This is a genomic window from Rhodococcus rhodnii NBRC 100604, assembly GCF_001894925.1.
GTDB classification, from domain to species: domain Bacteria; phylum Actinomycetota; class Actinomycetes; order Mycobacteriales; family Mycobacteriaceae; genus Rhodococcus_F; species Rhodococcus_F rhodnii.
The window spans coordinates 92,785-108,151 of the sequence record NZ_BCXD01000016.1 but is presented as its reverse complement, the minus strand read 5'-3'; the positions used below and the strand labels follow the sequence as shown (position 1 = coordinate 108,151).

The 15,367-nt window shown below is 70.6% G+C and carries 16 protein-coding genes; 10 read left to right on the top strand and 6 right to left on the bottom strand.

Annotated features, from left to right (window positions below; translation table 11 throughout):
- Positions 1-69 precede the first annotated feature (69 nt).
- Entirely contained in the window at positions 70-1,626 is a 1,557-nt protein-coding gene (locus tag RR1_RS13425; RefSeq protein ID WP_040775771.1) for a TM0106 family RecB-like putative nuclease, read from the bottom strand.
- Between the two features lie 204 nt (positions 1,627-1,830).
- Between RR1_RS13425 and RR1_RS13420 the strand changes: the two genes are divergently transcribed.
- From RR1_RS13420 to RR1_RS13400, 5 genes are all read left to right on the top strand, one after another.
- On the top strand, positions 1,831-2,484 hold the full coding sequence (locus tag RR1_RS13420) for a DUF6474 family protein (protein ID WP_010840467.1): 654 nt from the start codon (positions 1,831-1,833) through the stop codon (positions 2,482-2,484).
- Positions 2,485-2,567: 83 nt separating this feature from the next.
- Positions 2,568-3,077: a hypothetical protein gene (locus tag RR1_RS13415; RefSeq protein ID WP_010840466.1), complete on the top strand. Its 510-nt coding sequence runs from the start codon at positions 2,568-2,570 to the stop codon at positions 3,075-3,077.
- A 41-nt stretch (positions 3,078-3,118) separates the two neighbouring features.
- Positions 3,119-3,790, top strand: a complete 672-nt coding sequence (locus tag RR1_RS13410; RefSeq protein ID WP_010840465.1) for a YcnI family copper-binding membrane protein — start codon at positions 3,119-3,121, stop codon at positions 3,788-3,790.
- On the top strand, positions 3,787-4,308 hold the full coding sequence (locus RR1_RS13405; RefSeq protein ID WP_040775706.1) for a copper resistance CopC family protein: 522 nt from the start codon (positions 3,787-3,789) through the stop codon (positions 4,306-4,308). The genes RR1_RS13410 and RR1_RS13405 overlap by 4 nt, the downstream gene beginning before the upstream one ends.
- A 44-nt stretch (positions 4,309-4,352) precedes the next feature.
- Positions 4,353-5,261, top strand: coding sequence for a CopD family protein (locus RR1_RS13400; RefSeq protein ID WP_010840463.1), 909 nt, complete (start codon positions 4,353-4,355; stop codon positions 5,259-5,261).
- A gap of 22 nt (positions 5,262-5,283) precedes the next feature.
- On the opposite strand, the gene RR1_RS13395 is transcribed toward RR1_RS13400, so the two are convergent.
- On the bottom strand, positions 5,284-6,012 hold the full coding sequence (locus RR1_RS13395; RefSeq protein WP_143153837.1) for an ABC transporter ATP-binding protein: 729 nt from the start codon (positions 6,010-6,012) through the stop codon (positions 5,284-5,286).
- Between the two features lie 60 nt (positions 6,013-6,072).
- Complete coding sequence (locus tag RR1_RS13390) at positions 6,073-7,110, bottom strand: ABC transporter permease (RefSeq protein ID WP_040775703.1); 1,038 nt, start codon at positions 7,108-7,110, stop codon at positions 6,073-6,075.
- Between the two features lie 173 nt (positions 7,111-7,283).
- On the opposite strand from RR1_RS13390, the gene RR1_RS13385 reads away from it, so the two are divergent.
- A complete protein-coding gene (locus RR1_RS13385) occupies positions 7,284-8,471 on the top strand; it encodes a sensor histidine kinase (RefSeq protein WP_051111352.1) in 1,188 nt (395 codons plus the stop codon).
- A complete protein-coding gene (locus tag RR1_RS13380) occupies positions 8,468-9,097 on the top strand; it encodes a response regulator (protein WP_010840459.1) in 630 nt (209 codons plus the stop codon). Before RR1_RS13385 ends, RR1_RS13380 begins: the two co-directional genes overlap by 4 nt.
- A 20-nt stretch (positions 9,098-9,117) precedes the next feature.
- Here the strand turns inward: RR1_RS13380 and RR1_RS13375 are convergent, their stop codons facing one another.
- Positions 9,118-10,671, bottom strand: coding sequence for a succinic semialdehyde dehydrogenase (locus RR1_RS13375; protein ID WP_010840458.1), 1,554 nt, complete (start codon positions 10,669-10,671; stop codon positions 9,118-9,120).
- Between the two features lie 138 nt (positions 10,672-10,809).
- Here RR1_RS13375 and RR1_RS13370 point away from each other — a divergent pair, with 138 nt between their 5' ends.
- Positions 10,810-11,193: a DUF5313 family protein gene (locus tag RR1_RS13370; RefSeq protein ID WP_040775698.1), complete on the top strand. Its 384-nt coding sequence runs from the start codon at positions 10,810-10,812 to the stop codon at positions 11,191-11,193.
- A 10-nt stretch (positions 11,194-11,203) separates the two neighbouring features.
- On the opposite strand, the gene RR1_RS13365 is transcribed toward RR1_RS13370, so the two are convergent.
- Entirely contained in the window at positions 11,204-12,487 is a 1,284-nt protein-coding gene (locus tag RR1_RS13365) for an HNH endonuclease signature motif containing protein (RefSeq protein WP_010840456.1), read from the bottom strand.
- An 88-nt stretch (positions 12,488-12,575) separates the two neighbouring features.
- Complete coding sequence (locus RR1_RS13360) at positions 12,576-13,457, bottom strand: NAD(P)H-binding protein (protein WP_010840455.1); 882 nt, start codon at positions 13,455-13,457, stop codon at positions 12,576-12,578.
- 43 nt (positions 13,458-13,500) lie between these two features.
- Here RR1_RS13360 and rraA point away from each other — a divergent pair, with 43 nt between their 5' ends.
- Positions 13,501-13,980 (top strand): ribonuclease E activity regulator RraA, encoded by a 480-nt coding sequence (gene rraA / locus RR1_RS13355; protein WP_040775693.1) that lies wholly within the window; start codon positions 13,501-13,503, stop codon positions 13,978-13,980.
- 10 nt (positions 13,981-13,990) lie between these two features.
- Positions 13,991-15,367 (top strand): dipeptidase, encoded by a 1,377-nt coding sequence (locus tag RR1_RS13350; protein WP_010840453.1) that lies wholly within the window; start codon positions 13,991-13,993, stop codon positions 15,365-15,367.

Genomic DNA, 15,367 nt, shown 5'->3' with positions numbered 1-15,367 from the left:
GGCGCTTCGCGCTCGTGCGTGACTCTCCGGTCCCTGGGCCCGAAAGTCACGCACGAGCGGCTCCGCCGCCTACAACTCCGAGGCGAGCGGAATCTCGGCCGCCGCACGATCGGTCATCCACTCACGCAGCACCTTCGTCGCGACGACGTCGTCCTCGTTGTATTCGAGCAGGCGCTCGCGCTGGCCCGCGTCCGGCTCGCCGTCGTACCCCACGGCAAGCCGATACCAGCCCATCGACGCCTCACCGCTCGCTTCGCCGTCGCGCCAGTGGAAGCCCGCGACCGGCGCGACCTTCTTGAGCCCCTTGCCGTTCGGGCACACGAACTGCTCGCTCACCGCCTGATAGACGTCGACCCACTGCGGTCCGTCGATGAACTCCCGGACCTCCTCGACGGTGGGAATGCCGGGCGTCCCCGCGAAACGGCGTGCGGACGCGAGCAGCCACTTGTCCTCCGCCGCACGCGAATAGCAGTACGCCGCGAACGTCTTTCCGCTCGCCGCCGCTGCAGCGCGCTCGGCCATGAGCCACTGCCAGAACTCCGCGAACGAACGGCCCTCGTCGGCGGTCGGAAGCGGATCCCACGTCACGAACGGCCGGTACGCGCTCACGCCGTCGACGTTGAGCAACGTCCCCCACAGGTACGCACCGCGTTCCTGGTAGCTCTCCATGTCGACGTCGACCTCGATGTCGGCGCGCGTGACGGAGACGTCGGCGACCTTGCGCACCAACGGAACTCCGGCCAGCCACGCCTTCGCCGTGGTGACGGCGTCCTCGAACGACCCGTGCGGCCAGCTCTCCGGCTCCTCACCGGTGTACGCCGCGAGCTCGTCGATCGTCCGAATCCCGATGTCGCGCAGCACCTCCGCACGAGACCCGACCGCGACGAGCGACACGTCGCGACGCTCGGTCAGTTGCTCGCGACACTGCGGCCACCACGGGCACGACCGGCATTCGCCGATCTGCGACGGCGCCGTCTCCCGCTCGCCGCGCGCGACCGCGACCCGATCGGCGAGCCGCAGGTCGTAGTTCTCCAGTGCATCCGACAGATCGTGGACGTAGATGCCGTCGACGGCGGGCCCGATCGCGCCGCCGAAGGGCTCGCGCGCCGCGACGCCGTGCCGCTCGAGCATCCGGTACAGGTGCGCGAGCCGGACCTGATCACGTAGCTGGGTGCGCGGCTTGCGATCCGGATCGGGCTTCGGATCCCACTCGTACAGATCCGAGAACAACGCGCCCGAACCCGGATCCGTCACCTTGTGGTTGACGACGACGACGGGGAAGTAGCCGTCGCCCTCGGGTTCGCGGACGAGGAACTCGGCGTGACCGCGCCGCCCGGTGTCCGGTTCGTCCGGCAGGACGGCGCCCCAGATGCGCTGCGCTCCTGCCGCACACGCCGCGAGGGTGGCCGCAGCGCGCTGGGCGCGGGAAAGCGTCCGGTCGACGACGGTCCAGCGATGGCCTTCGCGCTCCAGATACAGCTCGCGCACCTCGTCACGCTTGGCCGTCGCGGCCTCCTGCCGCTGCCGGACACCGGCGTCCTCGGGGGCTCCGGCGAGCTGCTGCGGATACTCGTTGTCGAGGTGGACGCGATGACGGCACCGCGTCAGCGCGCTCGCGTCGAGCAGGAGCCGGCGCCCTGCGGGTGGGGGCGGCGGCGAAGCGATCTCGGGTTCGAAAGACACAATGCGGCCATTATGTCGCTCCCCACCCACATTCCCTAAGCACCCCGTGCACGCTGACCGATACGGCGGCGGCGCAATTGATAGCCTCGACACGATCGATCACGCAACCGACCTGAGGGCGAACACTTCGAGTGAGGGGTCTTTTCGATGGGGCTGTTCGGAAAGCGCACGTCGCGCGCGACGCGCAGGGCTGAGGCGAAAGCCCTCACGGAGAAGGCGAAACTCGAAGCGAAGCTCACCGCGAAGCGGCTCGACAAGCGGGAGAAGTCCGCGGCCAAGGCCATCCGCAAGCAGGCCAAGCACGATCGCGACGCCGACAAGCGGATCGAGAAGGCACGCCTCGAAGCCCTCGAGGAGCAGAAGAAGGCCGCCGCCCGGCAGGGACTGTCGGCCGCCAACGTGCGCCGCTACCTCGGTATCGCACGCGTGCTCGCGCCCGTCCTGCTGCCGATCGCGTACCGCGCGGCGACGGCGGCGCGCGGCGTCGCCGATCAGCGGCGGGCCTCGCGAATGGGCATCGAGGTCGATCAGCTCTCACAGTTCACCGGACACGGCGCGAAGCTCGCGGCCCGCATCGCCGCCGCCGAGACGTCCGTCGCCGACGTCCTCGCCCGCCGTCCCGACGACGCCGAGGCCCAGCAGTTCGCCGACGCCACGCGCACCCGGCTCGACGAGCTGAGCACCGCCGTCCACGCCGCGGAGGCGATGCCGCCGCAGCGACGCAAGGCCGCACACCGTGCGATCGCGCACGAGCTCGACGGCGTCGAGGCCGACGTCCTCGCCCGCCTCGGCGTGCGCTGACCAGGCCTGCGGTTCGGGAAACCCGGCACAACGCCGGTACGCTGGTCGCCGCACACATCCGACCACCACCATCGGGGGCCCCGATGCGCGTACCACCCGCGACGCCGACCGCGGCGTTCCGTGGCGCCGTCGCGGGCAGCTTCGTCGTCGCGACGTCGATCGCCGCACACGGCGCCGGCGGTGGGCACGTCGCGATGGGGACGGCCCTCGCTCTGGTGCTCGCGGTCGGCGGTGCCGTCGGGTACGTGACCGCGTCGATCCCGGCGCTCGCGACCACCCGGCGCGGTCTCGTCGCAGTTCTGCTCGCGGGGCAGGTGCTCGGCCACGCGGGCCTCGCCCTCGCGATGCCCGGTCACGCGATGCTTCCCGACGGCCCGATGCTCGCGGCCCACGCCCTCGCGACACTCGCGTGTGGCGTCGCCGTGTGTGCGGTCGAACGCCTCTACGGCCCGGTCGTGCACGTCGTCCGGGCCGTCCTGCTTCCTATTCCGGTGCCGACGGCGGCGCCTCCCCTGCGCCCGATCGCCGCTCCCGCACGTCCCCGTGCGCGCCTCGTCGTCGCCGACGTCCTCGGCCGCGGCCCACCCGCCTGATCTCTTCCCGGAACTCCCCTTCGAAGAACAGGCACACCTTCATGAACGTGATCACACGTGGCGCCGTCGCACTCGGCGCCGCAACAGGACTGCTCGTCGCAGGCGCGGGCGTCGCCTCCGCGCACGTCAGCGTCGTCGCGCCCGGCGCCGAACAGGGCGGCTACGGCGTCCTCACCTTCCGCGTCCCCACCGAATCGGACACCGCGTCGACGACGTCGGTGCGCGTCGAGCTGCCGAACCTCACGTCGGCACGCACCGAGCCCGTTCCAGGCTGGACGGCCGTCGTCGACCGTGACCCCGCGTCGCAGGAAGCGACGGCAGTGACGTGGACGGCCGATCCGGGCACCGGCATCGCACCGGGAGAGTTCGGGCAGTTCATGCTGTCGGCCGGGCCGCTCCCCGAGTCCGAGGACGTCTCCTTCCCCACCGAGCAGGGCTACAGCGACGGCGAGGTCGTCGCATGGGACCAGCCGGTCGGTGACGACGGCAGCGAGCCCGAGTACCCGGCGCCGATGCTCACCCTCGCGGCGGGCTCGGGCGGGCACGGCCACTCGCACGGCGGCGACACCCCCGCACAGCACGACGGCGAGGCCGCTGCCACCGCCGACGCCAGCGACGACACCGCACGCTGGCTCGGCGGCGCAGGACTCGTCCTCGGCGCGCTCGGAGCCGCGTTCGGTCTCGTCGCGCTCGTCCGATCGAGGCGCTCGTGAACACGCGCGCAGCGGCCGTCGTGGCCGGATTCGTGCTCGTGCTCGCCGCAGCGCTCGGCGTCGGAACGGCGTCCGCGCACTCGGTGACGACCGGATCGAATCCCGCACCGGAATCGAGCGTCGACGCCGGACCGGAACGCGTCGAGGTGCAGTTCAACGAGGCTCTGCAGACCCAGTTCGCGTCGCTCACCGTCGTCGGGCCCGACGGCAACCTGTGGACGAAGAGCGATCCTCGGGTCGAGGGCAACACCGTGAGCGCCGATCTCGGTGAGCTCGGACCCGCCGGTGAGTACACGATCGCGTACCGCGTGACGTCCGCCGACGGTCACCCCGTGAGCGGCACCATTCCGTTCACCCTCACCACGGAGGGATCGGGCACTCCTGGCGCGGCGGCGGACGCAGCCGCCGCCGGTGACGACGAGGGCGGTGGCGGCGTGCCGCTGTGGCCGTTCGTCGTCGGTGCCGTCGTCATCGTCGCGGCAGGCGTGTTCTTCGCCCTGCGCAAGCCGAAGTCCTAGTGACGGACGCGCCACGAGCGTGGCCGGAGTTCGCGCGGCGGCGAATGCTGCTCGCCGCCGGACCCGCCGCGCTCGTGGGCGTCGCCCTCGCGTGGCTGCTCGCCCGGCCGGAAGGGCCCGAACCGTCCAGTGTCGTGCGCGTCCTCGCCCTCGGACTCGGGTCGACGGTGCTCGGCGCGGGCGTGATGTGGGCGATCGGCCGGGAGGATCGGCGGCGCGCCGACACCGCAGACACAGTGCGACCGGTCGCGGCGATCGCCGGCGGCTGGGCGATCGCCGAGGCCGTCCATCTCGCGCTCGCCGCAGGTGAGGCGACGGGCGGCGGCGGGACCACACTCGCCGATTTCCGGTACTTCGTGACGGACGTCGCGACGGGCCGGGTCGGCGCGGCGACGCTCGCACTCGTCGTCGCCGCGACCGCGGTCCTCGTCGCGGCCTACCGGACGGGCTGGGATCGCGCGTACGTCCCCGTCGTGGTGCTCGCGGCGGTCGCGCTCGTCGCACGTCCGGCGGCAGGGCACATGGCACAGCAGCCGTTCGGCTCGGTCCTGGACTCGATCCACGTCCTCGCCGCCGCGGTGTGGATCGGTGTGCTCGGGGCGCTCGCTCTCACCGTCCGCGGCCGCAGCGGCTGGGCGCTGTGGCTCCCGCGTTACTCGACGCTCGCGTGGCGGTGCGTGCTCGCCCTCACCGTCACGGGCGTCGTCGACGCCGCCGTCGCGCTCGGCGACCCGCTCGCCCTCGTGTCGACGGGCTACGGGCGGATCGTCGTCGCGAAGGCCGTCGTGCTCGTCGGGCTGCTCGCCCTCGCCCGCCGGTGGCGCCGGACCTGGGTGCCCGACGCCGAGCGACATCGCGTCACGGCGGAGGGATCGCTGCGGCGGGCCGTGGCCGAGGTGATCGTCATGGCCGTGGCGTTCGGGCTCGCGGCCGCACTCGCGACGACGGCCTAGGGGCTCAGGGGGGCTCAGGGGCTCAGGCGAGCGCTGCCTGCGACGCGGCCTCGAGCCTGCCGTCGACGACGCGGTACACCGAATCCATCCGGTCGAGGTGTCGCAGGTCGTGCGTCACGAGGAGCGTCGCCGCGTCCTGTTCCCGCGCCACGCTCACGACGAGATCGAGGATGGCGGCGCCGCGTTCCTGATCGAGCGCGCTGGTCGGCTCGTCGACGACGAGCATCGACGGCGAGTTCATCAGCGCGCGAGCGAGATTGACCCGCTGCCGCTGACCGCCCGAGAGCTGGTTCGAGCGCTTGTTCGCGTGATCGGCGAGGCCCACCGCGTCCAGCAGCTCGAGAGCCCGCTCGCGAGTGCGGCGCCGCACCGAGGCGGGCACCACGAGACGCTGCCCGAGATGCACCATCGCTTCGAGCTGTTCGCGTGCCGTCAGCGACGACACCATGTTCGACCCCTGGAACACGATCCCGATGTGCTCACGGCGCACCCGCGACGCCTCACGGCGCCCGAGCGACGCGAGATCGGCGACGCCACTGGGCATCCGGAAGAGCACGCTGCCCCGATCGGGGCGCACGAGCGCCCCCGCGACGGCGAGCAACGTGGACTTTCCGGAGCCGGACGGCCCGGTGACAGCGGCGATCTCGCCCGCCGCGACGTCGAGCGAGACGTCGTCGAGTGCTGTCACGCGACTCTGCCCGTCCGGGTAGGTGAGCGTCACGTCGCGCAGTGAGAGCGCGGATTCTCCGATACGAGTGTTGGTGTGGGACATGTCTTCTCTCCGAATCGTGGTGGGTCGAATCGCGCCGAGTCAGCGGTCGAGTGCGGTCAGGGGATCGGTCGTCACGAGGAACCGGAGCGCGAACGCCGCGCCCACGAGCCCCAGTCCGACGAGCGCCGCGCCGGGCACGAGCGTCGTCGACACGTCCACGACGAACGGGAGTGCACCTCCCGCGAACACCGCGAACGCCGTCGTCAGTCCGATGCCGAGCGCGACACCGAGCACGAGGATCACGAACGCCTGCCCGAGTGCGTCGCGCACGAGCGATCCGGTCGTCGCGCCGAGCGCCTTGAGCGTCGCGATGTCAGGGGTGCGCTGAACCGTCCACACGGTGAAGAACGCACCGATCACGAGGGCCGAGATCGCGAACAGCATCGTCGTCATGAGGCTGAGCGACATGTTCTCGGCCTGATAGGAAGCGATTCCCTCGAACGAACCGGTGACCGACGTCGCGACGGTGTCCGCGGCGGCGTTCGCCGCATCCTCGTCGGTGACGCCCGAGACGGCGAGGACCGTCGCGTCGCCACCGCGCGGGTTCGCGTGCTGCCAGTCCTCGAGCGCCATCCACACGACGGGACTGTGGCTGAACCAGTCGTCGCCGCCCACGCCCGCGACGGTGTAGGTCGCGTCGCCGATGCGAGCGGTGTCGCCGGCACTCGCTCCGAGATCGGTCGCGGCGCCCTCGCTGAGCAGCACCGTCCCCGCCTCGGGCAACGGGCGATCGAAACCGCCGTTCGCCCCCAGCAGGGCGACCGTCGCCTCGGCACCGCCGTCGACTCCTGCCTGACCGCGGGTGAGCCCGATCGGATCGACCGTCTCGGCGTCCGAACGCCACTGCGCGATCTGGTCGCCCGTCAGCGACGACTCGTCGTACGACGGCCCCGATCCGCCGTCGGCGAAGACGACGCGCTCCGCCGCGATCTGCGACGGTGCGGAGATGTTCTGGTGCCCGAGTCCGGCGGTGAGCCCGCTGAGGAAACTCACGAGCAGGGCGACGAGCACCACCACCGCCGTGATCAGCGCGAATCTCCCTCGCGCCGCCCTGAGGTCTCGCAGTGCCACGTACACGCTGTGTCCTTCCGTTCGATCGGCCACCGCTCAGTGGCCCCGTGATCTAGGTTGGCCGTGTGCGAGGCCGTTTCCATCGGACGTCGGACGGGACCGGCGACCGTCGTAAGGTGGGTGGACCGCTGCAACTTTCGATGGATGCAGTCGGCCACCGGCGCGCTACCGTGGAGGAAATGCACGCCGAGCAGAACCGCCCCCAGCCGTCGCCGCTCGCGCACCCGTCGCCACTCGCCCCGGTGTTCCGGGGCATCGAGACGAGCCTGCACGTCCTCGTGATCGTGCTGGCCGCGATCGTCGTGGTGCGGGCCGTCGTACAGGAGCAACAGCACACCGTCGTGGTCGTCGTGCTGGTCGCGGCGTTCGTCGCCGTGTATCTCTGGGGCATCGCGCGGCGCGTCCGGCCACCGGCGACGTGGGTGTGGCTCGCCGCGCTGTCGGTCGTGTGGTGTGCGCTCATGATGTTCGGCCCGGACGCCGGGTATCTCGTGTTCGGGCTGTTCTTCCTCTATCTCCACCTGCTGCGGCCACCGTGGAACTACGTCGCCGTCGTCGCGGGAACGATCGTGGCCATCGCGGGGACCGCCGCCCAGAGCGGGCTGTCGGCCGCCGTCGTCATCGGACCGGTGATCGGTGCCGCCGTGGCGACGGGGATCGCCCTCGGCTATCGCGCACTGTTCCGCGAGGCCGCCGAACGCCAGCGCCTCATCGACGAATTGATGCACACCCGTGAGCAACTCGCGAACCAGTCACGCACAGCCGGGACGATGACGGAACGCGCCCGGCTCGCGGGAGAGATCCACGACACCGTGGCACAAGGGCTCTCGAGCATCCAGATGCTGCTGCACTCGGTCGAATCGGCCGCACCCGACCATCCGTCGCTCGACCGGATCCGACTCGCACGGCAGACGGCCGCGGAATCGCTCGCCGAAACACGGCGTCTCATCGCCGATCTCGCACCCGCACCCCTCGACGACACGACACTGGCGGACGCGCTCGCGCGCATCACCGCCCGCGCCGGCGACAGCGACATCGAGGCCGAGATGCTCGTCGAGGGAGAACAGGTGAGGCTGCCGATGCGGATCGAAGCAGCGCTCGTCCGCATCGCGCAGGGCGCCGTCTCCAACGTCGTCCGCCACTCGCACGCGTCGCGGATGCGCGTCACCCTCACCTACGGGCCCGGCGACGTCAGCCTCGACGTCGTCGACGACGGCACCGGATTCGACACCACGACAGCGTCGTTCGGGCTGGAGTCGATCGCGCGCCGCGTCGAGACGCTGGGCGGCACCGCGAGCGTCGAGTCCGAGCCGGGCATGACGGCGGTCGCGGTGTCCATCCCCGTCCCGGACGGCGGCGACACATGATCCGGCTGCTGCTCGCCGACGACCACGCGATCGTCCGTGCCGGGCTGCGCGCGCTCCTCGAATCCGGCGCTCCCGGTGCGTCCGACCTCACGATCGTCGGCGAGGCCGGCTCAGCCGAGAACGCGGTGTCGTTCTGCCGTGATCACGACGTCGACCTGGTGCTCATGGATCTGCGGTTCGGCGCTGGAGCGTCCGGCGTCGACGCCACCGCCAGGATCCGTGCGCTCGCCGATCCGCCGCAGGTGCTCGTCGTCACGAACTACGACACCGACGCGGACATTCTCAGCGCGATCGAGGCCGGAGCCGCGGGGTATCTGCTCAAGGACACGCCGCCGGCGGAACTGCTCGCCGCCGTCCACAGCGCCGCCGCGGGCGAGAGCGTGCTGTCACCCGCCGTCGCATCGCGCCTCATGACGCGCGTGCGGCGGCCCCGGACGAGCCTGAGTGCGCGCGAGATCGAAGTGCTGGGCCTCGTCGCCGACGGGCTGTCGAACCGCGCCATCGGCAAGCAGTTGCTGCTGTCGGAAGCGACCGTGAAGTCACACCTCGTCCACGTCTTCGGCAAGCTCGGCGTGAACTCGCGGACGTCGGCGGTCGCCTACGCCCGCGAGCACGGGATCCTCTGAACCCCTGGATCTTTCGCCGATCAGCGGCCCGGGAGGTACTTCATGGCGGAGACGAAGCGCGGCATGATCTTCGCCCAGATCTTCGGCGGGAGGCCGCGGGGGCCGCCGAGGTTGAGAATGCGCGTCACGGCGATCGTCTGCGGCTCGGTGTACTTGCGCAGGCCCTCGACGCCGTGGCGACGGCCGACGCCCGACACACCCATGCCGCCCATCGGCGCACCCGTGCTGCCCCACGCGGGCGCGTAGCCCTCGTCGACGTTGACGGTCCCGGCGTGGATCTTCGCGGCAATCGCCTCGCCCTCGTCCTTCGATCCCGCCCACACGCTCGCGTTGAGTCCGTATTCGGTGTCGTTGGCCTGCGCGATCGCCTCGTCCACCGAATCCACGGGGTACACGGAGACGACCGGCCCGAAGGTCTCGTTGCGATACACCTCGGCGTCCTCGGGGACGTCCGTCAGCAGCGTCGGCTCGTAGAACAGCGGGCCGAGGTCGGGACGCGGCTTGCCGCCCGCGACGACCGTCGCACCCTTGACGACGGCGTCGTCGACATGGCCGGAGATCGTCTCGAGCTGGTCCTCCGAGATGAGCGACCCCATCTCGACACCGAACTCGTAGCCGGGCGCGACCGTCATCTTCTTCACGCGCTCACCGAGCATCCGCGTGAACTGCGTCGCGACGGGCCGCTCGACGTAGATCCGCTCGATCGAGATGCACAGCTGGCCCGAGTTCGAGTAGCACGCGCGGACCGCGGCATCGGTGACCTCACGCAGGTTCGCGCCCTTGGTCACGATCATCGGGTTCTTGCCACCGAGCTCGGCGGAGAAGCCGATGAGGCGGCGGCCGGCCTGCTCGGCGAGCAGCGCACCCGTCGCCGACGAGCCCGTGAACATCAGGTAGTCGGTGTTCTCGACCAACGCCGTACCGACGACCGAACCTGGCCCGGGGACGACGGCGAACAGGTCACGCGGAAGCCCGGCGCGGTACATCAGCTCGACGCAGGCGAGCGCACAGTACGGAGTCTGGCTGTCGGGCTTGAGGACGACGGCGTTACCCGCCATGAGCGCCGCGATACCGTCCGACACCGCGAGCGTCATCGGGTAGTTCCACGGCGAGATGACGCCGACGACACCCTTCGCCTGGTAGCGCACGACTGTCTTGGTGAGCAACGGCAACATGCCCTGCACGCGCGAGGGCTCGAGCGCCTTCTTCGCGATCCGCGCGTAGTAGCGCGCGGTCATCGAGATGTCGAGCACCTCTTCCTGCGCCGACACCCGCGACTTGCCGGTCTCGGCCTGCGCCATGTCGATGAGCGCGTCACGGTTGTCGAGCACGAGGTCGCGGTAGCGGTGGAAGATCTCGGCCCGCTCCGATACCGGGCGCTTCGCCCACTCTCGCTGCGCGACGCGGGCCCGCTCGACCGCCGCGACGGCGTCGGCGGCCGTACCCACCGGGATGGTCGCGAGCTGCCTGCCGGTGAACACCTCGACGACCGAACGAGTGGGTCGAGAGTCGGCGTCGTCGATCGCCACCAGACGGCGAAGGCGATCGAAGGTCGCGGCGGACGGAGCAGGCATGTCAGCCCCCTACTGGTGAGTAGTTCTTGCGGTTACACCTAACCTACCCCCTCGGTGCGCGGGGTCACAGATGCCGACCGTCACCTGCGCGCGGCACGCGGATCGGGGCCGAACGGCGGGAACCCTATCCTTGTGACCATGACCGAACGCACCACTCCGACCTTCCCGCAGTACGTCGGGTATCTGTTCGGCCGGCCGCTGCCACGCTCGATGCAGGACTGGGTGTTGCGCGACGTCACCGGTCCCGGTTCGACGATGCGGTATCTCGTGCGCTTCGTCGTGCCGGCGACGTTGTTGCTGCTGTTGTTCCTGCTCATTCCGGGGCCGATCTGGGTTCCGCTTGCCATGATCGCCCTGCTCGTCGTCCCGCTCGCGTATTTCGCGATCGCGCTGATGACGATCTACCGACGACACCGGCTGCAGCAGCACGGCCTCGACCCCGATCTCGTCGGCGAGCGCGAGCGGCGGCGCCGCGACGCAGTGCGCAACGACTACGAACGTCGGCACGGGCGCATCGACTGACGGTCTGCCGTCACGCCGCCGACGGGCGACCCGAACCGGGTGGTTCGAAGCCGGGAGGCTCGAATCGGGGTCTGCCCCTCGGTGTCGGGACGATTCGCCAGTTGCTGTGGTGGATGTGGCGATGGTGCTTGCCGCACAACAGGACTGTGTTGTCGAGGTCTGTGGGTCCGCCGTCGGCCCAGTGCTCGATGTGGTGTGCTTCGCACCAGCTCACGGGTGCTGTGCAGGTCGGGAACGCGCAGCCGCGATCCCGGACGGTGAGTGCGCGGCGTTGTGCCGGGGTGACGAGCCGGGTGGTGCGGCCCATGTTCAGTGGGACGCCGTGGTCGTCGATCACGATCGGCGTCACGTGCGCGTCGCACGCCACCGCCCGCGCCGTCTCAGGCGTCAGTGTTCCGCCCCACAGCATCAAGGGCAGACCGATGCCGTCGAGTAGGGCCGTGACGGACACGGTCACCCGCTCGTCGTGGTCCTGCGGCTGTGCTTTCAGGTCTCGATGGTGGATCAGGACTGTCACGTGGGGCTTCTCGGCGGCTTCGTGTCCGCTGTCGCCCGCGTCGAGGTGGCGTCGGCAGATCTCGATCAGCCCGTCCGCTCGCCGTTGCCCGGCAGAACGGGGATCGCGCGTGCCGTCCGCTGCCGGGCGCGGTGCGGACAGCTTCGACAGAGCGGTCGACAGGATCTCACCGGACAGGGCGTCGAAGTCGCCGTGCAGCACGACCCTGCCGTTCAGGGTGTTCGAGAGGGTGAGTGTGTTGAGGTCGTCGCGTTCACGGGTCGTCGGCCCGTCGGTGTCGATGTCGAGGCGCGCCCGCAACGTTTCGATCGCGGTGCGTACCGACCTCGTCGCGGTCTCCGGGCCCGGCACTGCCGCGGCGAGCAGCGCATCGCGGCATGCGGTGATCACTGCCGCATGCTCGTCGGGATCGTTCTCCGCCAGCGCTGCGAGCAGCGACGGCGGCGTGTCGAAGAACGCACACAGCATGCTCGCGTGCCGCGGCGAAATCCGCTGTTCGGCGACAGCGGCGGCGATCTCGAGCTCCGACCGCAGGCTCGTCCCCAACGCTGCGACGTCGCGCGCCTCACCGATCTCGAGCATCGAATGCGCTGCGAGCCAGGCCCCGGCATCCCGGTAGCCCGCCCCGGTCGCGAGACCACGGTCGTCGAGCTCGCCCATCAGCGTGATGCGCCGGGCCTGCAACACCTCGATCTGCCGCGACACGTCCAGCACCGCCGCAGACAACTCGGCGTCACCGAGCTGCCATACCTGCGTCTGCGAATCCCCCGACCCCATGCGACAAATCTAGTTCGTACACCCGTTCGACACAAGACTTATTTCCGCACTTGGGGACAACCGTCGAGCTGTGGACAACCGGCCCTCGTCAGCGGAGTCGCGCCCACGATTCGGGGTGGTCGTGGAGGTACTGCGCGAACGATGTCGCGGGCCGCCCGGTGAGCATCGAGACGTCGTCGGTGACGGTGGACAGTTCTCCGGTCGCGACGGCGGCGTAGGACGTCACCCACCCGTCGACCTCCCATTTCGGCGCGTCGTACACCTCCCGCGAGAGGTACGCCTCCTCGATGGTCTCCTCGGCGTAGCGGATCGTCGTGCCGGTCACGTCGCTCAACTGCGTCGCAGCTTCGGCCAGCGTGAATGCCGCCGGCCCGGTCAGCTCGTAGGTCTCGCCGTCGTACGGGCTCGGGTCGCGTTCGGCGCCCGCTTCGACGACCTCGGCGGCCGAGTCGACGACGTCCGCGGGCGCGACGGCGGACACTCGCCCGTCCCCGGCTGGTCCGCGGATGACGCCTTCGTCGTCGACCATCGCCGGAATCATCGACTGGTACCAGGAATCGCGCAGAAAGGTGTGTGCCACACCGCTTTCGCGGATCTCCTGCTCGGTGTACCAGTGGTCGCGGCCGAAGGTGAACGTGCACTCGGGCCCGGCCCCGAGGAACGACAGGTAGACGATGCGCCCGACCCCCGCACGGACGGCGGCGGCGACGGCCGTCGCGTGGTCGTCGCGCCGCGTCGGACTCTCGTGCGCGGAGACGAGCAGCATCGTGTTCACCCCCGCGAGCGCCGATTCCATCGCTGCCGCGTCGCCGTAGTGTGCGACGGCGACGCTGGCGTCCGGGAACGTGCCGGCGAGCGCCGACAGCCTGCTGCCGTCGCGCCCGACGAGGCGCACCTCCTGTCGTTCGGCGAGCCGCGCGAACACTCCGCCGCCGATCACGCCCGTGGCTCCGGTCACTGCGATCGTCATGGGCCCCGATCCTGCCACCACCGGCGAACTATTGTCGGTAACCATGAGCGAATCCGTCACCCCCGTCGCCACTGCAGACCTCGCCGACGAGATCGGCCCCGACATCCGCAGCTGCGACACCCAGTTCCTGCGCTTCGGCACGCGCGACTCGTTCGCGGGACCGATCACGACGATCAAGTGCTTCCAGGACAATCTGCTGGTCAAGCAGACGCTGAGCGAGCCCGGCCACGGTGGCGTGCTCGTCGTCGACGGCGACGCATCGGTGCACACGGCACTCGTCGGCGACATCATCGCCGGCCGCGCGGTGGAGAACGGCTGGTCGGGCGTCATCGTGAACGCCGCCGTCCGCGACGCCGCGATCCTTCAGACCCTGGACATCGGCATCAAGGCGCTCGGCACCAACCCGCGCAAGAGCACGCAGACCGGGTCGGGCGAGAAGAACGTGCCCGTCACGTTCGGTGGCGTGACGTTCAATCCCGGTGAGACCGTCTACAGCGACCCGGACGGCGTCGTCGTCCGCTGACCGAATCGAGATGATCGCGATGCAGGATCTCCGCACCGCCGTCCACGCCGACATGCCGCGCGCCCGCGACGAGCTGGCGACGCTCGTGGCGATGCGGTCGGTCGCCGACGCCCGCCAGTTCCCGCCCGAGGAATGCGAGCGTTCGGCGGCCTGGGTGCGGGATTCCCTGCACGGCATCGGTTTCGACGACGCCGAGACGATCGAGACGTCGGACGGCTCGTTCGCCGTCGTGGGCAGCGCTCCCGGCCCGGCCGGGGCGCCGACCGTCCTTCTCTACTGCCATCACGACGTCCAGCCGCCCGGCGACGAGAGCCTGTGGACGACACCGCCGTTCGAGCTGCACGAGCGCGACGGCCGCTGGTACGGGCGCGGTGCGGCCGACTGCAAGGGCAATCTCGTGATGCATCTGCTCGCGCTGCGGGCACTGCGCACGACGGCGGGCGAGCAGTATCCCGTGAACATCCGCTTCGCCGCGGAGGGCTCGGAGGAGCAGGGCGGCGCGGGCCTCGAGGACCTGGTCGCGGAGCGTCCGGAGCTGTTCGCGGCGGACATGATCCTCATCGCGGACACCGGCAACGCCGCCGTCGGTCAGCCCACCACCACGGCGTCGCTGCGCGGCATCGCGAATCTCACGGTGCACGTCGAGACGCTGAGCGGCGCCGTGCATTCGGGCATGTACGGCGGGCCCGCGCCCGACGCGCTCACGGCCCTGGTCGCGATGCTGGCGACGCTGCACGACGAGAACGGCGACACCACGATCCGGGGTCTCGACGCCCACGGAACGTGGCCGGGCGTCGCCTACGATCCCGAACGTTTCCGCGCCGACGCCGGCGTGCTGGACGACGTCGATCTCGTCGGCAGCGGCTCGGTCGCGGATTCGGTGTGGGCGCGGCCCGCCGTGACGATCCTCGGCATGGACACTCCGCCGCTCGTGGGCTCGGCCGCCGCCGTCCAGCCGCGCGCGTCGGCACGCCTGAACCTGCGCGTACCACCGGGAGTCGACCCGCGCGTCGCACAGGACGCCCTCGCGTCCCACCTCGAGGCGGTCACACCGTGGCACGCCCGCGTGCGCATCGAACGCGACGAGGTGGGCTCGCCGTTCCGGTCACGGACCGACGGCCCCGGCTATCGCACGCTGGTCGACGCGCTGTCACGGGCGTACGACGCGCCGGTCGGGACCATCGGGCAGGGCGGCTCGATCCCGCTGTGCACCGTGCTCGCGGAGCAGTTCCCTGACGCCGAGATCGCGCTCTTCGGCGTCGAGGAACCACAGTGCCTCATCCACGCCGCGAACGAGAGCGTCGATCCGTCGGAGATCGAGAACGTCGCCGTCGCCGAGGCGCTGTTCCTGTCGGAGTACGGCACCGGCGCGAACACCGACGACTGA

Excerpts from the sequence above, each read along its gene's own strand:
- RR1_RS13420 (WP_010840467.1), top strand. The coding sequence starts at position 1,831 with ATGGGGCTGTTCGGAAAGCGCACGTCGCGCGCGACGCGCAGGGCTGAG.
- RR1_RS13370 (WP_040775698.1), top strand. The coding sequence starts at position 10,810 with ATGACCGAACGCACCACTCCGACCTTCCCGCAGTACGTCGGGTATCTG.
- RR1_RS13400 (WP_010840463.1), top strand. The coding sequence starts at position 4,353 with ATGCTGCTCGCCGCCGGACCCGCCGCGCTCGTGGGCGTCGCCCTCGCG.
- RR1_RS13360 (WP_010840455.1), bottom strand. The coding sequence starts at position 13,457 with ATGACGATCGCAGTGACCGGAGCCACGGGCGTGATCGGCGGCGGAGTG.
- RR1_RS13365 (WP_010840456.1), bottom strand. The coding sequence starts at position 12,487 with ATGGGGTCGGGGGATTCGCAGACGCAGGTATGGCAGCTCGGTGACGCC.
- RR1_RS13380 (WP_010840459.1), top strand. The coding sequence starts at position 8,468 with ATGATCCGGCTGCTGCTCGCCGACGACCACGCGATCGTCCGTGCCGGG.
- rraA (WP_040775693.1), top strand. The coding sequence starts at position 13,501 with ATGAGCGAATCCGTCACCCCCGTCGCCACTGCAGACCTCGCCGACGAG.
- RR1_RS13375 (WP_010840458.1), bottom strand. The coding sequence starts at position 10,671 with ATGCCTGCTCCGTCCGCCGCGACCTTCGATCGCCTTCGCCGTCTGGTG.
- RR1_RS13415 (WP_010840466.1), top strand. The coding sequence starts at position 2,568 with ATGCGCGTACCACCCGCGACGCCGACCGCGGCGTTCCGTGGCGCCGTC.
- RR1_RS13410 (WP_010840465.1), top strand. The coding sequence starts at position 3,119 with ATGAACGTGATCACACGTGGCGCCGTCGCACTCGGCGCCGCAACAGGA.
- RR1_RS13385 (WP_051111352.1), top strand. The coding sequence starts at position 7,284 with ATGCACGCCGAGCAGAACCGCCCCCAGCCGTCGCCGCTCGCGCACCCG.
- RR1_RS13350 (WP_010840453.1), top strand. The coding sequence starts at position 13,991 with ATGATCGCGATGCAGGATCTCCGCACCGCCGTCCACGCCGACATGCCG.